The sequence below is a fragment of the Nocardia fodinahabitans genome (assembly GCF_052983615.1).
In genome coordinates, this window is record NZ_JBRJJC010000001.1 from 214,921 (window position 1) to 234,281 (window position 19,361).

Here is a 19,361-nt window from a genome sequence, read left to right on the forward strand (position 1 = left end):
CGCGTCCGGCTACTTGCCGCCCTCGGTGAGCGTCACCTGCGTGGGCTGGAATCCCGCCCCGGTCACGTCGACACCCGCGGCCCGCAGCTGGTCCAGGGCCTTGGTGACGTACTCGGTGGTGTAGGCGTCGGGGCCGGGATCCTTGGTCAGCACCGTCGCGCCCTCGGCGTTCTTGGTCTCCTCGGCGATGGTCACCGTGCGATCCCACGCCGCGGTGTCGACGGTGCCGATCCCGGCGGGCGAGGGCCAGATCAGCTTGTTCACCTCGTTGATCTGCCACTGCTGGTGCCCGGCGCCCAGCGTCGCGCCCGCGGCGACGGTGATGTCGCGGCACCGGTCGAGGTTGTCCCGGCAGAACGCCCAGCCCTTCAGGGAGGCGACCAGGAACTTCACCGTCTGCTCCTGGTACTTCGGATCCTTCAGCTTCTCGGTGTTGGCCCACAGCGCGTCCTGCAACATCGCCACGCCTTCGGCGTTCCAGTCGATGGTGGTGAAATCGTCGGCGGTGTAGAGCTTTCCGGTGGCCGGGTTCTTCGTCTCGAGCAGCTGGGCGTACTCGTTGTAGGACATGGCCTGGGCGGCGGCGATGTCCTTGGCGAGGAAGGCGTTCATGTCGAACTGCTGCTGGACCAGTTTCACGTCCTTCGCCGGATCGAGGCCGGCCTTGGTCATGCCCGCGAAGAGCTCGAATTCGTTGCCGTAGCCCCAGTTTCCGACGGTCTTGCCACGCAGCGCGGCGGGCCCGGTGATGTTGTCGGCCTTGAACGAGACCTGCTTGGTGCCCGAGCGCTGGAACACCTGCGCGATCTCGGTGATGCCCGCGCCCGCCTCCCGCGAGGCCAGTGCCTTGGGCACCCAGGCCACGGCGTAATCGGCCTGGCCCTGGGCGAGCACGGTCTGGGGCACGATGTCGGTGCCGCCGTCGAGGATCTCCACCGACAGACCCTGTTCACGGTAGAACCCCTGGTCGACGGCGGCCAGATACCCGGCGAACTGGCCCTGCTTGAACCACTGCAGCTGCAGTTTCACCTTGGTGAGACCGTCGGCGGTGGTCTCCGAGGCGGTGTCGGTGGTGCTGCAGCCGGTCAACGCGGCGGCGACGAGCGCGGCCAGCGCCAGACAGCCGCGCAGCCGGAGTGCGGTCTTGCTCATGGATGGATCTCCCTCATCGGATGGTGGACAGCAGGGGTGTTCTGGGCCGGCGGGTGAGCTGTTCGAGTAGCAGAACGGCGACGAGGAACACCAGCCCGACCGCCATCGCGCCCACGACATACGCCCAGGCCCTGGGGTAGGCGGTGTTGGCGGCGGCGGAGGTGATCCGGCTCCCCAGCCCGTTCTGCAGGCCGCCGAAGTACTCGGCGATCACGGCCGCGATGACCGCGCCGGGCGCGGCGATCCGCAGCCCGGTGAACAGGTGCGGCAGCGCGGCGGGCAGCCGCACGGTGCGGGTGATCTGCCAGCCGGTGGCGGCGTAGGAGGTCATCAGGTCGGCCTGCACCTTCGGCACCTGGCGCAGGCCGCGCGCGGTGCTGACGAACACCGGGAAGAACACGACGATGGTGACCACGATCCGGCGTGGCGTCTCCGTAGTGGTCGAGTACATGGTGTTCAGCAGCGGTGCGAGCGCCACGATGGGGACCGCGGCCGCGGCGGCGGCCAGCGGGGTGAGCAGTCCGTCGACGACGTCGAACCGCACCGCCAGGACGGCGGCGGCGATGCCGAGCACGGCCCCGAGCACCAACCCGACCAGCGCGTTGGCCCCGGTGGCCAGCGCGGCGTCCAGGATCCGGCCCGCGTTGTCGACGAACTGACCGGCGATCGCGCTCGGCGCGGGCAGCAGGAACGACGGCACCCCCGCCACCACCGTGACCACCTGCCACAGCACCACCAGGACGACACCGACGACGATCGGCGGCAGCCAGGTCCTCATGGCAGATCCCGTCCGGCCACGGCCCGCTCGGCGTGCTCCCCCCGCAGCGCGGCGCGCACGGCGGCCACCGCGGCGAAGAACTCGGGTGAGGACCGCACGTCGGCCGCGGCGTCGCGCCCCCAGCCGCCGGTCGGCACGATGTCGCCGATCCGGCCGGGGCGCGCCGAGAGCACCACCACCCGGTCCGACAGGTAGACCGCCTCGGGAATCGAATGCGTCACGAACACCACCGCCGCGGCGGTCTCCGCCGCGATCCGCAGCAGCTCGCCCTGCATGCGTTCCCTGGTCATCTCGTCGAGCGCGCCGAAGGGCTCGTCCATCAGCAGCAGCGACGGTTTTCTGGCCAGTGCCCGCGCGATCGCGACCCGCTGCTGCATGCCACCGGACAGTTCGGCCGGATACCGGTCGGCGAATTCGGTGAGCCCGGCCATCGCCAGCAGTTCGGCGCTGCGGGCCCGCCGCTGCGCCTTGGGCACCCGGTGCAGTTCCAGCGGCAGTTCGACATTGGCGGCGACGGTGCGCCAGTCCAGCAACCCCGCCTGTTGGAAGGCGATGCCGTAGTCCTGGTCGATCCTGGCCTGTCGCGCGGTCTTGCCGTGCACGGTGGCGGTGCCGCTGGTGGGGGTCTCCAGGTCGGCGATGATGCGCAGCAGCGTCGACTTGCCACAACCGGACGGCCCGATCAGCGAGACGAATTCGCCCGCCGCGACGGTGAGCGAGACATCGGCGAGCGCGGTCACGTCACCGGCGGCGAAGGTCTTGCCGAGGTGGGTGAGCTCGACCGCCGGTGGCGCCGGTGCGCCGACGACTGCTGAGGTGGTCATGCGTACTTCTTCCTGGAAAGCGAGTTCTACGAGGGGTTTTCGCCGGTGCCCGGCGGATGGTTGTAGCGGCGTGCCGCCAGCTCGACCAGCCCGACCAGCCCGGTCAGCACCACGCCGAGCAGGGCCGCGGCGATGACCGCCGCGTAGAGCCGGGCCGCGTCGCCGGTGGCCTGCTGGGAGAACACGATGATCTGGCGGCCGATCCCCCCGGCCGTGCCGGTGGAGATCTCGGCGACCACCGCGCCGATCACCGCCGCCGCGGCGGCCAGGCGCAGCGCGGGCATCAACGCGGGCACCGCGGCGGGAAAACGTAAGCGCGTCAACGTCGCCCACCAGCCGGCCGAGCAGCTGCGCAGCAGTTCCACCGACGCCGCCGACGGGGTTTGCAGGCCGCGCAGCATGCCGATCGCGACCGGAAAGAACGCCAGGTAGGCCGCGATCACCACAATGCTCATCCAGGGCCGCCACGGCTGCCCACCGATGGCGAGCTTGCCGCCCCAGGCAGCCACCAGCGGCGCCAGCGCGATCAGCGGAACGGTCTGCGAGAGCACGATATAGGGCAGGATGCCGCGTTCGAGCCAGCCGAATCGCTGCATCGCCACCGCGAGCCCGATCCCGATCACCGCGCCGAGCACCAGGGCGAGCAGCGCGAGGGTGAGGGTGAAACCCGCCGTCCGCAGCAGGGTGGCGCCGACGGTGCCGGTCCCGTCCGGGTCACCGAGCACGGTCGCCACGGCCCAGACGTGCGGCAGTGCGCCGTCGCCGGTGCGCGGCAGCACCCGAACGCCGCCGAGGCTGACGCCGTCGGCGGGCACGAGCAGCTTCACCAGTTCCCAGATCACGACGACCGAGGCGAACGCGGCGACGGCGTAGGCCCCGCGCACCGCGCGTGCTCGCCGCGCCGTCGGCCGCCGGCCGGCCGAGGGCAGCACCGCCGTGGCGTCGATCGTGTGCGCGATGTCGACCGCGCTCACCCGACGTCCTTGGTCGCCGTGACGGGCTGACGCAGGCGGGGCAGCACCCGCTCGCCGTAGGCCTCGAGGGTGGCCGTCTTGGCATCGTGTTGCAGATACACCGCGAACTGGTCGACGCCGAGCTTGCCCAGTTCCCACAGCCGGGCGAGCTGTTCGTCCGGCGAGCCGAGCAGGCAGAACCGGTCGACGACCTCGTCGGGCACGAAGTCGGCGTGCGGATTGCCCGCTCGCCCGTGCTCGTTGTAGTCGTAGCCGTGCCTGCCCGCGACATAGTCGGTGAGCGAGGCCGGAATATCGCCGTCCGCACCGTATCTCGTGACGAGGGCGGCGACGTGATTGCCGACCATCCCGCCGAACCAACGGCACTGCTCCCTGGCGTGCGCCAGCGCGGCGGCGGATCCGTCGGTGACATAGGCGGGCGCGGCGACGCAGATCTTCACCGATCGCGGGTCACGCCCGGCCGCCTCGGCGGCGCGGCGCACCTTGGCGACGGTCCACGCGACGATGTCGGGGTCGGCCAGTTGCAGGATGAACCCGTCGGCCACCTGACCGGTGAGTTCGAGCGCCTTCGGCCCGTACCCGGCGACCCACACGTCCAGCCGGGAATCGGCGGCCCAGGGGAACCGCACCTCGGTGTCGCCGATCCGGACGCTGCGCCCGTTGCCGAGCTCCCGGATCACCTCCACCGATTCGCGCAGCGCCGCCAGGGAGGTCGGCCTGCCGCCGATCGCGCGCACCGCCGAGTCACCGCGCCCGATGCCGCAGATGGTGCGGTTGCCGAACATCTCGTTGAGCGTGGCGAAGGTCGACGCGGTCACCGTCTGATCCCGGGTGGCCGGATTGGTGACCATCGGACCGACGATGACCTTGCGAGTGGCGGCCAGGATCTGGCTGTAGATCACGTACGGCTCCTGCCACAGCAGGTGCGAGTCGAACGTCCACACATGCGAGAACCCGTGTGTCTCGGCCACTCTGGCCAGCTCGATCACCCGCGACGCGGGTGGGGTGCACTGCAGGACCACACCGATGTCCATGGCACTCTCCGTTTCGGATAGGGGTTCTTACCGGAGGTTCTGCGACAGCCCGCGCCGCACGAAACGGCCGTGCCCGGCGCGGCCGTGATAGGCGCCGCCGTCGACGATCACCCGGCCACGCGACAGCACGGTGTCGACGTGACCGTCGATCTCGAAGCCCTCCCAGGCGGAGTGATCCATGTTCATGTGGTGGGTCTTGCCGAGGCCGATGCTGGTGTGCCCGTTGGGGTCGTAGATCACCACGTCGGCGTCGGCGCCCGGACTGATGACGCCCTTGCGTGGATACATCCCGAACATCCGGGCGGGGTTGGTGCAGCACACCTCCACCCAGCGTTCCAGCGATATCCGTCCGTCGATGACACCCTGGAACAGCAGGTCCATCCGGTGCTCGACGCCGCCGATTCCGTTGGGGATCTTGCTGAAATCGCCGAGGCCGAGTTCCTTCTGATCCTTCATGCAGAACGGGCAGTGGTCGGTGCTGACCGCGGTGACGTCACCGGTGCGGAGATAGCGCCACAATTCGTCCTGATGCCCCTCCGCCCGCGACCGCAGCGGGGTCGAGCAGACCCACTTGGCGCCCTCGAAACCCGGTGCGCCCAGCTGTTCTTCGAGCGAGAGGTACAGATACTGCGGACAGGTCTCGGCGAAGACGTTGTGCCCCGCGTCGCGTGCGGCGACGATCTGTTCCATCGCCTGCTTGGCCGAGACGTGCACCACGTACAGCGGCGCGCCGGTCAGCTGCGCCAGCATGATCGCGCGGTGGGTCGCCTCCTCCTCCAGCTGCCACGGCCTGCTGGTGCCGTGGAAGTAGGGCGCGGTGTCGCCGCGCGCCAGTGCCTGCTCCACCAGCACGTCGATGGCGATGCCGTTCTCGGCGTGCATCATCAGCAGCGCGCCCAGATCGCCCGCGGTCTGCATGGCCCGCAGGATCTGGCCGTCGGTGGAGTAGAAGACGCCCGGATAGGCCATGAACAGCTTGAAGCTGGTGACCCCTTCGGCGACGAGTTCGCTCATCCCCTTCAGGGATTCGTCGTCGACATCACCGACGATCTGGTGGAACCCGTAGTCGATCGCGCAGTTGCCCGCCGCCTTCTCGTGCCATTCGGCCAGGGTGTCCTGCACCCGCTGCCCCGGCTTCTGCACCGCGAAATCGACGATGGTGGTGGTGCCGCCCCAGGCCGCTGCCCTGGTCCCGGTTTCGAAGGTGTCGCTGGCCTCGGTGCCGCCGAACGGCAGCTGCATATGGGTGTGGCCGTCGACGCCGCCGGGGATCACGTACTTGCCGGTCGCGTCGATGACGGTCTCGGCGGCGGCGGCCGGGTCGGCCCCGAGCGCGGTCGAACCCGGTTGCAGGACAGCGACGATGGTCTCGTCCTCGATCAGCACGTCGAGCAGCTGGGACCCGGTGGCGCTCACCACCGTCCCGCCGTGGATGAAGGTGCGCATCACGGCTCCACCAGCGATCCGTAGGCGTCGGGTCTGCGATCGCGATAGAAGGCCCACCGATCGCGCACCACCTTGATCAAGTCCATGTCGAGATCACGGACGACCAATTCCGGCGCGGTGTCGGAGGCGACCTCGCCGACGAATTTCCCCTCGGGGTCGACGAAATAGCTCGTGCCGTAGAAATCGTCGTCGCCGTATTCGGCTTCGATACCGACCCGGTTGATCGCGCCGATGTAATACTCGTTGGCCACCGCGGAGGCCGGCTGTTCCAGCTTCCACAGATAACTCGACAGTCCCCGCGAGGTCGCCGACGGGTTGAACACGATTTCCGCGCCCGCCAGTCCGAGAGCCCGCCACCCTTCCGGGAAATGGCGGTCGTAACAGATGTAGACGCCCACCTTACCGACCGCGGTGTCGAACACCGGCCAGCCCGAATTGCCCGGCCGGAAGTAGAACTTCTCCCAGAAACCGTGTACCTGCGGAATATGGTGTTTGCGGTATTTACCCAGGTAGCTGCCATCGGCGTCGATCACCGCCGCGGTGTTGTACAGCACGCCGGGCTGTTCCTGCTCGTACACCGGCAACACCATCACCAGGTTCAGCTCGGCGGCCAGGGCGGCGAACCGCTCGGTCGTCGGGCCCGGCACCGATTCGGCGTAGTCGTAGAACTTCGGATCCTGCTGCTGGCAGAAATACGGCCCGTAGAACAGCTCCTGGAAGCAGATCACCTGCGCGCCCTGCGCCGCCGCCTGCCGGGCGTAGTCCTCGTGGGCCTTGATCATGGATTCTTTGTCGCCGGTCCAGGTGGTCTGGACCAGGGCCGCTCTGACGATTCCCATGCTTTGTTATATTGCCCCCTCCGACGATCGCATTGTGTTACATCTGCGCGGAAACAGTTTCGTTGTCGTAAAACATGGCGGCGTACCGGGGATAGGGTTTGTTACGGCCGCAGAATGGGGCCATGACCGACGCCTCGCCGACCGTGCTGCCCGCGGACTTCGCCGGGGACCTCGACGAGCGCAGCGCCGCCGGCATCGCGGCCGCCGTCGGCCGCCGGATCCGTTCCGGCGCACTGGCTCCCGGCACCCGGCTGCCGACCGTGCGCGAGGTCGCGCGCGAACTGCGCGTCTCGCCCGCCACCGTCAACCAGGCGTGGCGCGCGCTGGCGGCCACGGGCGCGATCGTTGCCCGTGGGCGGGCAGGCACCTTCGTCGGCGAGCTGCCACCGCAGCCCGCCGGACGCTATCAGCGGCTGCATTCACCCTCCGACAACGCTTTTCGCGTCGACCTGTCCCGCGGCACCCCCGATCCGGCCCTGCTGCCCGATCTGGCCGCCGCACTGCACGCCCTGTCCCGCGACACCGCCCCCGGCGATCTGTCCGCGCACTACCTCGGCGAGGCGGTACTGCCCGCCCTCGCCGCCACGCTGCGCGAGGACTGGCCGTGGCCGTGCGAGCGGCTGGCCGTGCTCGACGGCGCACTCGACGCGGTCGACCGGCTGCTCGCCGCGCACGTCCGCTTCGGCGACCCGGTCATCGTGGAGGACCCTTGCTTCCCGCCGTTCCTGGACCTGCTGGCCCGCCTCGGCGCCCGCCCGATCGCCGTGCGCCTCGACGAATCCGGGTTCCGCCCCGAGGAATTCGCGCGCGCCTTCGACGGCCCCGCCCCTCGCGCGGTGATCCTGCAGCCCCGGGCGAACAACCCCACCGGCGCCTCCCTCGACACCGCCCGGGTCCGCGCGCTCGCGGCGGTGCTGGCCCCGCACCCTGCCGTGATCATCGAGGACGACCACTCCGCGGGCATCGCGACCAGCCCGCTGCGCTCACTGGCCGCGTCTACCTCCGCTCGTACTCCAAATCCCACGGCGCCGATCTGCGCCTGGCCGTCGCCGGCGGCCCCGCGACGCTGCTCGATTCGGTGGTCGAACGCCGGATGCTCGGCCCCGGCTGGTCCAGCCGCCTGCTCCAGCGCGTCCTGCTCACGATGCTGCACGACGCGGACGCCCGCGCCACCGTCACCCGCGCCCGCCTCGAATACCGCCGCCGCGCCACCGCCTTGCGCCGCGCCCTCGCCACTCACGGCGTCACCGTCACCCCCGGCGACGGCATCAACCTCTGGCTCCCCGTCCACGACGAGAACGCCGCCATGATCAGCCTCGCCGCCGCGGGCATCAAAGCCGCCCCCGGCGGCCCCTTCGAGGTCGGCCCGCACCCACGGACCGACCACCTCCGCCTCACCCTGGGCGCCCTCACCGCGTCCACAGACCTCCCCTGGCTCGCCGCCGAGCTGGCCACCGCCACCACCGCCACCCCCACCTACCGCCGCATCCGCCGCCCCTGAACGGTCGCCCAGGCTGCGGTGATCTGCCCGCCGAAGTCGGTAGCCCGGCCCCGCGCCCGACCCGGAGGCTCGTGCGCGGGGCTGATACGGCAGAATGGAGCCTTCCTCCCCTCGAAAGGCAGCAGTGGTGACGCTCGGCATGGTCCTCGGCGACGCAGACCCGCGCATTTCGGCGCGGTAGCGACCGAGGCTGTCCGCTTCACTCCTCGCGCCCGGCGTCGAAGTGCTCGTCGTGTCACCAGCACCGTCGACCACCGGGAGACTCCCGTGTCCACCATCGTTTGGACCGAAGACCGCATGCAGCACACCGCGCCGTGGCATTCCGAGAACGGCGCACCCGCGCCGACCGCCGTGACGACCGCCGACGATCGCCTGCCCGCCGATCAGGCGTTCCGGCGGATCCGGGCGGGCGAATCCCTGCTCTGGCAGGGCGACTACCACAACGGCCGCCAGCTCCTGCAGGCGCTGGGCCGTCGCGCCGACCGTGCGCGCGCCGCGTCCCCGGCCGGCGACCTGACGGCGCGTTACGACCACGAGCGGGCCAGGAAGCGCCGGCGCGCGGGCATTCTCGGTGCCGTCCTGGTCCAGCTCGACGACGCCAACGACCTCGATCTTCGCCGCGCGCCCGATGTGCGAGCGGCCTGCATCGCCGCCTACGGCCCGGCCGCCGCGGGCCGGGTCGTCACCTTCCCGGAACTGCTCGGGGTGCTCAGTGCCTACCGCTGGCAGCAGCAGGGCGTCGAGGTGCCCGCGCTCGGCGCGCGCATCCATCCCGGCTACGGCGTCTTCTCCCCCACCCGCGGCGAGTACGTCGACCTGGTCGCGGACGCGCCGCTGAATCCCGAAGTGCGCACCGCCTTCGATCTCGGTACCGGCACCGGCGTGCTCGCCGCCCTGCTCGCCCAGCGCGGCGTCTCCCGGATCACCGCCACCGACATCAACCCGCGCGCCGTGCGCTGCGCGACCGACAATCTCACCCGCCTCGGCTACGCCGACCGGATCACCGTCACCGGTCCCACGCTGTATCCGCAGGGGCGCGCCGATCTCGTCGTGTGCAATCCGCCCTGGCTCCCCGGCATCCCGACCTCCGATCTGGAACGCGGTGTCTACGACCAGGACCAGTCGATGCTCACCGATTTCGCGCACGGCCTGCGCGCGCATCTGACGTCGCGGGGCGAAGGCTGGCTGGTGCTGTCCGACCTGGCCGAACTGCTCGGTCTGCGCTCGGCCGACCACATCCCCCGCCTGCTCGACGACGCCGGATTGCAGGTGCTGGCCCGGCTCACCACCCGGCCACGTCATCCGCGCGCGAGCGATCGCGACGATCCACTGGCCGCGGCCCGCACCGCGGAGACCACCTCGCTGTGGCGATTGCGAGCACGCTAGCCACGCCACCGAGTTCGGCGGTCCCTCCCCGCATCGCGGCGGCGGCTGGCAGGATGCGCGGTACATCGTCCGGCAGCACCCCATTCCGAGGAGACACCGTCCAGGTGAGCAGTCATTCGCAGGACCGTTCCATCGTCGGCACCACCCGGCGGGCCGCGCTCGGCCTCGGCGCCGCCGTCGCGGCACTGGTGGCGATCGCCCCCGCCGCCCAGGCCGTGCCCGCCCATCAGGCGGTCGTCCCCGGGTGCGCCCCGGCGGCCGCCGGGGTGCCGAACGGCAAGCAGTGGGCCGCCGAGCCCGCCCTCACGATCGACCCCGCCGCCGCCTACACCGCCACGCTCGACACCACCTGCGGCACCGTCTCGATCGAACTCGACGCCGCCGCGGCGCCGCGCACAGTGAACTCCTTCGCGTTCCTGGCGAACGAGGGCTACTTCGACCACACCCGCTGTCACCGGCTCACCACCCAGGGCATCTACGTCCTGCAGTGCGGCGATCCCACCGCGACCGGCATGGGCGGCCCCGGCTACGAGTTCGGTGACGAGAACCTCGCGGGCGCGGTCTACCCGGCGGGCACCGTGGCGATGGCCAACGCGGGCCCCGGCACCAACGGCAGCCAGTTCTTCCTGGTCTACCGCGACACCCAGCTGCCGCCGAACTACACCCCGTTCGGCCGGGTCACCGCGGGCATGGACGCGCTGGCCACCATCGCGGGCGCCGGTGTGACCGGCGGCGGCGCCGACGGCACCCCGGTGGCCGATGTGGTGTTCAACACGGTGACCACCACACAGGGCTGATCAACGGCCGAGGGCCGCGTCTCCGGGAGTGGGAGACGCGGCCCTCGTCGGACGGCTGGTGATCAGCCGGCGCTGATCGAGCTGAACAGGTTCTGAATGGTCTGCAGGATGATCTCGGTCAGCAGATCAGCGGCGGAACCGGCCATGACAACACTCCTCGTTTACGGGTCCTCATCAGGTGCAACGAACATGTGAAGCGTGCCCTATCCACACTGTGTCGCGTGGCGTTTTCGGGAAATAAGTTCACACGATCCGGTACGCGAGAAGGCCGCGTTCCCGAGGGAACGCGGCCTTCTGCGGTTGGGCTTACAGGTACTGACCGGTGTTGGACTCGGTGTCGATCGCCCGGCTCGCCGAGGCGTTCTTGCCCGTGACCAGCGTGCGGATGTAGACGATCCGCTCGCCCTTCTTGCCCGAGATCCGCGCCCAGTCGTCGGGGTTGGTCGTGTTGGGCAGGTCCTCGTTCTCGGCGAACTCGTCGACGATCGAGTCGAAGAGGTGCTGAATCCGCAGACCCGGGTTACCGGTGTCGAGCACGGACTTGATCGCGTACTTCTTCGCCCGGTCGACGATGTTCTGGATCATCGCGCCGGAGTTGAAGTCCTTGAAGTACAGGACCTCCTTGTCACCGTTGGCGTAGGTGACCTCCAGGAACCGGTTGTCGTCGCTCTCGGCGTACATCCGCTCGACGACCTTCTCGATCATCGCGTCGACGCACGCGGCCTTGTCGCCGTCGAACTCGCGCAGGTCGCTCTCGTGCAGCGGCAGCGTCTCGGTGAGGTACTTCGAGAAGATGTCCTGCGCCGATTCCGCGTCCGGCCGCTCGATCTTGATCTTGACGTCGAGACGACCCGGCCGCAGGATCGCGGGGTCGATCATGTCCTCGCGGTTGGACGCGCCGATCACGATGACGTTCTCGAGGCCCTCGACACCGTCGATCTCCGACAGCAGCTGCGGCACGACGGTGGTCTCCACATCGGAGGAGACGCCCGATCCACGGGTGCGGAAGATCGAGTCCATCTCGTCGAAGAACACGATCACCGGGGTGCCCTCGGACGCCTTCTCCCGGGCCCGCTGGAAGATGATCCGGATGTGGCGCTCGGTCTCACCGACGAACTTGTTGAGCAGCTCCGGGCCCTTGATGTTGAGGAAGAAGGACTTGGCTTCCTTGGCGTCCTCACCACGGGCTTCGGCGATCTTCTTGGCCAGCGAGTTGGCGACGGCCTTGGCGATCAGCGTCTTACCGCAGCCGGGCGGACCGTAGAGCAGCACGCCCTTGGGCGGGCGCAGCGCGTACTCGCGGAACAGATCCTTGTGCAGGAAGGGCAGTTCCACCGCGTCGCGGATCTGCTCGATCTGCCGGCCGAGGCCACCGATGTCGGTGTAGTCGACGTCGGGAACCTCTTCCAGCACAAGGTCTTCGACCTCGGCCTTGGGCACCCGCTCGAAGGCGAAGCCGGCCTTGGTGTCGACCAGCAGCGAATCACCGGGCCGCAGTTTGCGAATCGGGGAATCGGGATCGTCCATGTCGTCGTACTCGGCGATCTTGGACAGCGGGCCGGACAGCCAGACCACGCGCTCCTCGTCGGCGTGGCCGACCACCAGGGCCCGCCTGCCGTCGTCGAGAATCTCGCGCAGCGTGCCGATTTCGCCGATGGCGTCGAAGTACCCGGCCTCCACGATCGTGAGCGCTTCGTTGAGGCGCACGGTCTGGCCGTACTCGAGCGTCGCGACGTCGATGTTGGGCGAGCAGGTGAGGCGCATCTTGCGACCGGAGGTGAAGACGTCGACCGTCTGATCCTCGTAGGTGTGGATGACGATGCCGTAGCCGCTGGGCGGCTGACCCAGGCGATCGACTTCCTCACGCAGGGCGATCAGCTGCTGGCGCGCTTCCTTGAGCGTGTCCATCAACTTGCCGTTGCGGATTGTCAGCGAATCGATCCGTGCTTCCAATTCGCGTGCGCGATCCGGCGAGTCGGCGAGTTGTCTGCGAAGAGCAGCCGCCTCGGCGCGTACCGCCTCGAGCTCTCGCCAGGCCGCCGAATCCGAATTCTCGTTGGGGCTCATGATGCTGCTCCTCCCAGTCCCGGTCTTTCAACGCTACCGGGCGCGGTCCGTTCTCGCTTTCCGACATGGTTTCGTCGTGATCACATCTTGTACGGCAGGTACGACATCGGCCGCCGAATTACGCGTGTTAGGCTCCCCTAACACCCCGATCCGGGGCAGCAGGCGAGAGCACTCGCCCATCGAGCCGAAAGGTTGCCGAGCATGCTCCTTCCTACCCGCACGATCCGTGTCACCGTCGCTACCGCCGCTGCGGCACTCGCCGTTACCGTCGCCCTGACCGGTTGCGGCGGCTCCGACGATTCCTCGACGAAGGCCACCAGCAGCAGTACCAGTATCGCGGCCGCTCCGTCCAGCATTTCGGCAACTCCGTCCGGTGACAACGCCGCCGCCCCCACCGCCGATTCCCTGAAGGCGACGCTGATCGAGTTCGCGGACCCAGCGCTGTCCACCGACGAGAAGGCCAAGCTCATCGTCAACGGTGACGCGCGCAAGTCCAACATCGACCAGATGAACGGTATGCTCGCCGGCTACACCCTCACCTTCGCTGTCGACAACGTCGTGACCAGCGGAAATACCGCTACCGCCGATGTCACCATCACCTCGCCGCACGGTACGGCGCCCGCCTTCCCGGTCACCTGGGAGCAGGTCGACGGCACCTGGAAGCTCTCCGACGCCAGCGGCTGCCTGCTGCTCGGCTTCGCACAGGCCCCTTGCACGCCCGCCTGACGCCCGCTGCGGCCCCGCGCTGTCCGGATAGTCCGGCCGGGGCCGTTCGCTCGCTGTGCACCGCGCAGAGAACCCGCGCCAGCCGATTCCCGACAACCCTCGACGCTCAGTCCGGCAGCCGCCGGACGTAGAGTTGCTGCCCGGCGGAACAGATACGGCGGGAAGACGTCGAACACCGCGCGATACAGGCGCGGGGAATCACCGGGATACAGCACCCCGGCGGACGGATCCTTCGTCGCGGACGGTTCGATGCTCGGCATGCTGCCCCCTCCAGGCGCGACCCGCTCGGTCGCGATCCGTGCCACCCGACCGCGAGCGGCTCTTCACAGGGCACCTTAGTGGCGCGAAGCGGGAGCCGCCCGGGTGCGGGGTCTCAGCCCTTGGAGGGCCTGCGCTGCGGCTTGGGGGTGACAGTGCCCTCGGCGAGGCGGCGCGCGCTCACCAGGAAGGCGGTGTGGCCCTGCATGCGGTGTTCCGGCCGCACGGCCAGGCCGACGACGTGCCAGCCGCGCACCATCGACTCCCACGAACGGGGTTCGGTCCAGCACTCCTGCTCGCGCAGCGCTTCGACCACCTTCGACAGCTGTGTCACGGTCGCGACGTAGACGATCAGCACACCGCCGGGGACCAGCGCCTTGGACACGGCCGGCAGCGCGTCCCACGGGGCGAGCATGTCCAGCACGACCCGGTCGACCTGCTCGCCTTCGTACTGGGCGACGTCGGCGACGGTCAGCGACCAGTTGGCCGGGCGCTCGCCGAAGAACGTCTCGACGTTGCGGACGGCGTGCTCGGCGTGGTCGTCGCGGATCTCGTAGGAGATCACCTCGCCCTCGGGGCCGACCGCACGCAGCAGCGAGCAGGTCAGCGCGCCGGAGCCGGCACCCGCCTCGAGCACCCGCGCGCCGGGGAACACGTCGCCCTCGTGGACGATCTGCGCCGCGTCCTTCGGATAGATGACGGCCGCGCCACGCGGCATCGACAGCACGTAGTCGACGAGCAGGGGGCGCAACGCCAGGTAGGGGGTGCCGTTGGTGGACTTCACGACGGTGCCCTCGTCGGTACCGATGAGGTCGTCGTGCTTGATGCCACCGCGGTGGGTGTGGAATTCCTTCCCGTCCTCCAGCACCACCGTGTAGAGGCGCCCCTTGGCATCGGTCAGCTGCACCCGGTCCCCGATGGCGAATGGACCGGTCCGTCTGGCCGTCATGTATCTCCGTTCTTCGAGTGGACTCTCAGCCTGCCAGGTCGAGGTGCGGTCGCCGGAACGGGGTGCGGCGGAGGTGAAGTGCGGCACGTGTGTCGGTGGGTGCCGATACCCTGCGAACTATGTCAGTGCCCGTCTCCACGTCCCTTGCCGACGACACCGCCGAGGGTCCGGCTCCGCGGTCGCGGCCCGCGCTGTCTCCTTCGCGGGCAAGCGATTTCAAGCAGTGTCCGCTCAAGTACCGGTTGCGCGCGATCGATCGGGTGCCGGAGCCGCCGACGCGGGCCGCGGTGCGGGGCACGGTGGTGCACGCGGTGCTCGAGGACCTGTTCGGGCTGCCCGCCGCCGAGCGGCACCCGCAGCGCGCGGCCGAGCTGGTGCCCGGCGCCTGGGATCGGGTGCGGGCCGATCGGACGGGGATCGACGAGCTGGTCGCCGAGAGCGGGCCCGAGGCACTGTTCGACGAGGTGCGTCGGCTCGTCGAGAGCTACTACGAGCTCGAGGATCCGACCCGGTTCGAGGCGCACGCGCGGGAGGAGCGGGTGGAGGTCGAACTGGCCGGTGACATCCCGTTGCGCGGGTTCGTCGACCGCATCGATGTCGCGCCGAACGGCCTGCTGCGGGTCGTCGACTACAAGACCGGGCGCGCCCCCGGTCCGCTGCACGAGGCGCGGGCGCTGTTCCAGCTCAAGTTCTACGCGCTGATGATCCTGCGCACCCGCGATATCGTGCCCGCCCAGCTGCGGCTGATCTACCTGGCCGACAAGGTGTTGCTCACCTACTCCCCCGACCGTGACGAGCTGGAACGTTTCGAACGAATCCTGACCGCGCTGTGGCAGGCGATCCTGGCGGCGGGCCGCACCGGCGATTTCCCGCCCACCCGCAACTCGATGTGCCGTTTCTGCGACTTCCAGCAGCTGTGCCCGGAGTTCGGTGGCACCCCGCCGCCGTATCCGGGCTGGCCTCAGCAGGCGCCGGTCGAGCTGGGACTGCCGGAGGCGCGGTCCGCCGAAGACGTCTGAACCGACGGGGGAAGCGGAACAACAGCACCGAAAGCCCCAGAACGACAGCCGGATTCACCACGACTGCCGAGCCGAAGACCGCGATCGGCTGCCGGCCCGCTGTGCGCAGCCCGCGCGGCGAGAACTCCAGGCCGATCGAGACGAAGGCCAGGATCAGGGCGTTCCGGGCCCCGATTGCGCTGATCCTGAACCGATCTCGCGCAGCACCGCACCCCCGGCTCGCTACGCGAACGGCCCGACGAGCGGATCGCGCTCGCCGGACCGTTCCTCGCCCGCTAGCGCAGGCGGCGTTCCTCGTCCGCCAGGCGGCGGCGTTCTTCCTCGCGCTCGATCTGTGACTACTCGATCGTGCTCAGAACGCGCGGCAGGAGCGGATGTCGGTGGCGAGGATGGCCTTGGCGCCGAGGTCGGCGAGGCGGTCCATCAGGTCGTTGCCCTGCTTGCGCGGGACCAGTGCGCGCACCGCGACCCAGTCGGGGTCGGTGAGCGGGGAAACCGTCGGCGACTCCAGGCCCGGCGTGATGGCGACGGCCTCGTCGAGCAGTGACTTGGGGCAGTCGTAGTCCAGCATCAGGTACTGCTGGGCGAACACCACGCCCTGGATGCGCGCGATGAGCTGGTTGCGCGCCCGGTCGGACTGGTCGGAGCCGGTGCGTTCGATCAGCACACCCTCGGAATCGCACAGCGAGTCGCCGAACGCGACCAGGTTGTGCTGACGCAGGGTCCGGCCGGAGCCGACGACATCGGCGATCGCGTCGGCGACGCCGAGCTGGATCGAGATCTCGACGGCACCGTCGAGGCGGATGACCTCGGCTTCGATACCGAAGCGCGCGAGGTCGGCGCGGACCAGGTTCGGGTACGAGGTGGCGATGCGCTTGCCCGCCAGATCCTCGACCTTCCAGTCCGCACCGGCCGGGGCTGCGTAGCGGAAGGAGGAGCGGCCGAACCCGAGCGAGAGACGCTCGTTGACCGGCGAACCGGAATCCAGGGCCAGATCGCGGCCGGTGATGCCGAGGTCGAGCTCACCGGAGCCGACGTAGATGGCGATGTCCTTGGGCCGCAGGAAGAAGAATTCGACCTGGTTGGCGGGATCGAGGACGGTCAGCTCACGGGAGTCGGTGCGTTTGCGGTAACCGGCCTCGCTCAGGATCGAGACGGCGGATTCCGACAGCGAGCCCTTGTTGGGAACTGCGACGCGCAACATGGGAAGGGTCCTTTCGGGGGGAGAAGACGAGGGGAGGTGTCGACCGGGACGGATCAGCCGTCACAGATGTCGGTACACGTCCTCGAGCTTCAGCCCGCGACCCACCATCATCACCTGGACCCAGTACAGCAGCTGGGAGATCTCCTCGGCGAGGGCTTCGTCGCTCTCGTGCTCGGCGGCCAGCCAGATCTCACCGGCTTCCTCGAGCACCTTCTTACCCTGGAAATGAACGCCTGCGTCCAGCGCGGCCACGGTGCCCGACCCCTCGGGACGGGTCTGGGCACGCTCGGTCAGCTCGGCGAACAGGGATTCGAAGTTCTTCACGATGAATGATTGTTTCACACGCCCGCCACCGGATTCCCAGCCCCGCACCCGCACCCCCGGACGGCCGCCGAACGAACCCGCCCCCGCACTCCCCGACCTCGAGGAGGGGACGGCCACGCAGTGGCCGGTTCGCGGCCGTCCCGCCGGTCAGGTGCCGTTGCGTCAGCGACGAAGGAGCAAGCAACGGTGCCTGACCGGCGGGACCAAGGGGCCGCGAACTCGAGCGCACCAGCGCTCCGACAAACACAGCGCGCCAGCGCTCCGACTAACTCAGCAACTCGCGCAGGTCGGCGACCGCCGTGCGCAGGTGGTCGGCGAAGGCGTACATCTGGTCGGCCACCGACTTGGGGGTGGCCAGGTAGATGTTCCAGCGGTCCGGCAGCAGCACGTAGGCGATGCCGATGCAGGTGGGGCTGGTGGAACCGAAACCGAAGTAGCGGATGTGCACCGACGGCGCCGAGCTGGTGCTCAGGTAGTCGTCGCGCATGATCGTCCAGCCGGGGCTGTCGAACAGCGCGATCTGCTCGTCGGCGACCCCCAGTTCCGCACCGCGGCGGCGCTGGATCCACTGCAGTTCCCACAGGTGCTGCTCGGGCGCCTGGCCCGCCTGGCACTCCTTGGCCCGGCCGACGTGCGCGGACGCCGCCGTGCGGGCCGCGGCCAGCTTGTCCGCGCGCTCGACGGTGTCGTCGACCATCGCGTCGACGAAGGCCACCATCTCCGGGGTCACCACGCGCATGGCCTCGGTGCGGCCGTTGCGGAACTGCCGGGTCGCGATGGACTCGTAGGTGGCGCCGGTCAGACCCTTGCTGCGCCGGTGGGCGAGCTGGTAGGCCAGCTGGGCGAACGCGTCCGGCGAGATGCCGAGCTGCTTCGCCGCGCCGGTGCCGAAGTCGTCGAACGAGACCAGCGCGGTCGCGGTGTCGGCGGCGAAGCGGGCGAAATCGGCGCCCGCCGCGGCGATGTCGGCGCGGGCGGCCGAGTCGAGGACGAACTCGACCGGCTCGACCTGCGGCAGTCCCTGGGCCCGCGCGCCGCTGGTGGCGGCGTGATCCTGCGCGGTCCGCTCGAGCAGCGCGTCGACGAACGAGAGCACGGTGGTGCCGTCGAGGCCGCAGTGCTCGATGTTGATGCCGGCCTGGCCGTCGGCGAAGACGATGAACGACACCGACTTGTCGAAGTACCGATTGGCGCTGTCACCGTGCAGCAGCTGATCGCAGGCGTGCAGCTCGTCGCGGGGGGTGAAGTCCTCCAGGCAGACCGCGAACAGCGCCGTCTCGACCTCGTCGAACGCCGCGACATTGGCCGCCTCGGCGCGCAGGGTGGCCCGGCTGCGCGCCCACTCCGCCCTGGCCTTGGTGGTCAGATGCCCGACCGAGGTGTCGGTGGCCGCGGGCTTGGTGCCGCCCTTGATGACCGCGCGCAGCCCGTCGACCACATCCTCGAACGCGTACGGCGCGCCGTCGGGACCGATCACGTCCATCCGGAAGATGTTGCCGCGGTAGAAGACCACGATGTGGCGCGCGTCCGACGGACCCGGCCATTCCGGGCTGTAGGGCTTGCGCACGGTGTCCTGCACCTCGCCCGGGATGCGGGTCTCGGAGAACAGGTACTTGTTCTGCCACATCGACAGCTGCTGCCCGCGCTGGGTGACCGGCGGGATCTGCTCGGAGTCCAGGGCCAGCTTGTAGTCCACGGCGGCGCCGATGATCGCGGCGGCCCGCTCGGCCTGGCCCGCCACGGTGGAGGCGGCCAGCGGGGTGTCGTCGCGGAACAGGAAGACGAAGTTGGCGTTCAACGCGATCCGGTCACGGCGGCCCAGGTACCGCGAGGGCCAGAACTCGTCGAGCCAGCTGCCGACCCCCGGTGTGGCGTCGTACTCGGCGAGCGCGGCGTGCAGGGTCCGGCCTGCCCCACCGGGCCGCAGCAGCTCGGCTACTGCGGCCTCGGTGGTGGCGAGTTCCTCGGCGCCGAGCAACGGCTGACACCACTGCAGGAACCGCGCACAACTGTCGTCCAGTGTCGGCAGCGGAACCCGGGGCAGGCTGTCCTCGGCGGCGAACGTCGGTTGGTTCAATCCAGA

At 69.6% G+C, this 19,361-nt stretch carries 17 protein-coding genes and 1 pseudogene; 6 read left to right on the forward strand and 12 right to left on the reverse strand.

Translation table 11 applies throughout. The features are described from left to right. Positions 1 to 9: 9 nt before the first annotated feature. Genes NV348_RS01050 through NV348_RS01080 form a run of 7 tightly spaced genes read right to left on the reverse strand, consistent with a single transcriptional unit; the run spans position 10 to position 7,047 of the window. Entirely contained in the window at positions 10 to 1,152 is a 1,143-nt protein-coding gene (locus tag NV348_RS01050) for an ABC transporter substrate-binding protein (RefSeq protein WP_447145240.1), read from the reverse strand. A 13-nt stretch (positions 1,153 to 1,165) separates the two neighbouring features. After that, positions 1,166 to 1,930, reverse strand: coding sequence for an ABC transporter permease (locus NV348_RS01055; RefSeq protein WP_447145241.1), 765 nt, complete (start codon positions 1,928 to 1,930; stop codon positions 1,166 to 1,168). Beyond that, the gene (locus NV348_RS01060; protein ID WP_447145242.1) at positions 1,927 to 2,754 is read right to left on the reverse strand and encodes an ABC transporter ATP-binding protein; all 828 of its coding nucleotides are present in this window, start codon (positions 2,752 to 2,754) and stop codon (positions 1,927 to 1,929) included. The genes NV348_RS01055 and NV348_RS01060 overlap by 4 nt, the downstream gene beginning before the upstream one ends. 26 nt (positions 2,755 to 2,780) lie before the next feature. Continuing rightward, complete coding sequence (locus tag NV348_RS01065) at positions 2,781 to 3,728, reverse strand: ABC transporter permease (RefSeq protein ID WP_447145243.1); 948 nt, start codon at positions 3,726 to 3,728, stop codon at positions 2,781 to 2,783. Continuing rightward, positions 3,725 to 4,762 carry a TIGR03842 family LLM class F420-dependent oxidoreductase gene (locus tag NV348_RS01070; RefSeq protein WP_447145244.1) on the reverse strand — a complete coding sequence of 346 codons (1,038 nt, stop codon included), beginning with the start codon at positions 4,760 to 4,762 and terminating at the stop codon, positions 3,725 to 3,727. The genes NV348_RS01065 and NV348_RS01070 overlap by 4 nt, the downstream gene beginning before the upstream one ends. A gap of 27 nt (positions 4,763 to 4,789) precedes the next feature. Then, positions 4,790 to 6,208 carry a dihydropyrimidinase gene (hydA, locus tag NV348_RS01075; RefSeq protein WP_447145245.1) on the reverse strand — a complete coding sequence of 473 codons (1,419 nt, stop codon included), beginning with the start codon at positions 6,206 to 6,208 and terminating at the stop codon, positions 4,790 to 4,792. Next, entirely contained in the window at positions 6,208 to 7,047 is an 840-nt protein-coding gene (locus tag NV348_RS01080; RefSeq protein ID WP_447145246.1) for a nitrilase-related carbon-nitrogen hydrolase, read from the reverse strand. Before NV348_RS01080 ends, hydA begins: the two co-directional genes overlap by 1 nt. A gap of 122 nt (positions 7,048 to 7,169) precedes the next feature. Here NV348_RS01080 and NV348_RS01085 point away from each other — a divergent pair. From NV348_RS01085 to NV348_RS01100, 4 genes and pseudogenes are all read left to right on the forward strand, one after another. Beyond that, positions 7,170 to 7,937 (forward strand): annotated as a pseudogene (locus NV348_RS01085) (GntR family transcriptional regulator); the annotation flags it as partial. A gap of 149 nt (positions 7,938 to 8,086) precedes the next feature. Beyond that, complete coding sequence (locus NV348_RS01090; protein WP_447150898.1) at positions 8,087 to 8,548, forward strand: aminotransferase class I/II-fold pyridoxal phosphate-dependent enzyme; 462 nt, start codon at positions 8,087 to 8,089, stop codon at positions 8,546 to 8,548. 267 nt (positions 8,549 to 8,815) lie between these two features. Beyond that, complete coding sequence (locus NV348_RS01095) at positions 8,816 to 9,934, forward strand: methyltransferase (protein WP_447145247.1); 1,119 nt, start codon at positions 8,816 to 8,818, stop codon at positions 9,932 to 9,934. A 104-nt stretch (positions 9,935 to 10,038) separates the two neighbouring features. Next, entirely contained in the window at positions 10,039 to 10,731 is a 693-nt protein-coding gene (locus tag NV348_RS01100; protein WP_447145248.1) for a peptidylprolyl isomerase, read from the forward strand. Between the two features lie 306 nt (positions 10,732 to 11,037). Here NV348_RS01100 and arc read toward each other — a convergent pair whose 3' ends face one another. Beyond that, the gene (gene arc / locus NV348_RS01105) at positions 11,038 to 12,798 is read right to left on the reverse strand and encodes a proteasome ATPase (RefSeq protein WP_447145249.1); all 1,761 of its coding nucleotides are present in this window, start codon (positions 12,796 to 12,798) and stop codon (positions 11,038 to 11,040) included. A 201-nt stretch (positions 12,799 to 12,999) separates the two neighbouring features. On the opposite strand from arc, the gene NV348_RS01110 reads away from it, so the two are divergent. Further along, complete coding sequence (locus NV348_RS01110) at positions 13,000 to 13,524, forward strand: WKL family lipoprotein (RefSeq protein WP_447145250.1); 525 nt, start codon at positions 13,000 to 13,002, stop codon at positions 13,522 to 13,524. 373 nt (positions 13,525 to 13,897) lie between these two features. Here the strand turns inward: NV348_RS01110 and NV348_RS01115 are convergent, their stop codons facing one another. After that, the gene (locus tag NV348_RS01115; RefSeq protein ID WP_447145251.1) at positions 13,898 to 14,731 is read right to left on the reverse strand and encodes a tRNA (adenine-N1)-methyltransferase; all 834 of its coding nucleotides are present in this window, start codon (positions 14,729 to 14,731) and stop codon (positions 13,898 to 13,900) included. Positions 14,732 to 14,850: 119 nt separating this feature from the next. Between NV348_RS01115 and NV348_RS01120 the strand changes: the two genes are divergently transcribed. Next, positions 14,851 to 15,750 (forward strand): RecB family exonuclease, encoded by a 900-nt coding sequence (locus NV348_RS01120; RefSeq protein WP_447145252.1) that lies wholly within the window; start codon positions 14,851 to 14,853, stop codon positions 15,748 to 15,750. A gap of 352 nt (positions 15,751 to 16,102) precedes the next feature. Here the strand turns inward: NV348_RS01120 and hisG are convergent, their stop codons facing one another. From hisG to NV348_RS01135, 3 genes are all read right to left on the reverse strand, one after another. Further along, positions 16,103 to 16,954 (reverse strand): ATP phosphoribosyltransferase, encoded by an 852-nt coding sequence (gene hisG, locus NV348_RS01125; RefSeq protein WP_447145253.1) that lies wholly within the window; start codon positions 16,952 to 16,954, stop codon positions 16,103 to 16,105. A 60-nt stretch (positions 16,955 to 17,014) separates the two neighbouring features. Continuing rightward, positions 17,015 to 17,278: a phosphoribosyl-ATP diphosphatase gene (locus tag NV348_RS01130; RefSeq protein ID WP_110041330.1), complete on the reverse strand. Its 264-nt coding sequence runs from the start codon at positions 17,276 to 17,278 to the stop codon at positions 17,015 to 17,017. 265 nt (positions 17,279 to 17,543) lie between these two features. After that, positions 17,544 to 19,355 carry a choline/carnitine O-acyltransferase gene (locus NV348_RS01135; RefSeq protein WP_447145254.1) on the reverse strand — a complete coding sequence of 604 codons (1,812 nt, stop codon included), beginning with the start codon at positions 19,353 to 19,355 and terminating at the stop codon, positions 17,544 to 17,546. Positions 19,356 to 19,361 lie beyond the last annotated feature (6 nt).

Bases quoted from the DNA above. Each gene is read 5' to 3' on its own strand.
- NV348_RS01055 (WP_447145241.1), bottom strand. From the start codon at position 1,930: ATGAGGACCTGGCTGCCGCCGATCGTCGTCGGTGTCGTCCTGGTGGTG.
- NV348_RS01050 (WP_447145240.1), bottom strand. From the start codon at position 1,152: ATGAGCAAGACCGCACTCCGGCTGCGCGGCTGTCTGGCGCTGGCCGCG.
- NV348_RS01110 (WP_447145250.1), top strand. From the start codon at position 13,000: ATGCTCCTTCCTACCCGCACGATCCGTGTCACCGTCGCTACCGCCGCT.
- NV348_RS01120 (WP_447145252.1), top strand. From the start codon at position 14,851: ATGTCAGTGCCCGTCTCCACGTCCCTTGCCGACGACACCGCCGAGGGT.
- NV348_RS01115 (WP_447145251.1), bottom strand. From the start codon at position 14,731: ATGACGGCCAGACGGACCGGTCCATTCGCCATCGGGGACCGGGTGCAG.
- hisG (WP_447145253.1), bottom strand. From the start codon at position 16,954: ATGTTGCGCGTCGCAGTTCCCAACAAGGGCTCGCTGTCGGAATCCGCC.
- hydA (WP_447145245.1), bottom strand. From the start codon at position 6,208: ATGCGCACCTTCATCCACGGCGGGACGGTGGTGAGCGCCACCGGGTCC.
- NV348_RS01080 (WP_447145246.1), bottom strand. From the start codon at position 7,047: ATGGGAATCGTCAGAGCGGCCCTGGTCCAGACCACCTGGACCGGCGAC.
- NV348_RS01060 (WP_447145242.1), bottom strand. From the start codon at position 2,754: ATGACCACCTCAGCAGTCGTCGGCGCACCGGCGCCACCGGCGGTCGAG.
- NV348_RS01070 (WP_447145244.1), bottom strand. From the start codon at position 4,762: ATGGACATCGGTGTGGTCCTGCAGTGCACCCCACCCGCGTCGCGGGTG.
- arc (WP_447145249.1), bottom strand. From the start codon at position 12,798: ATGAGCCCCAACGAGAATTCGGATTCGGCGGCCTGGCGAGAGCTCGAG.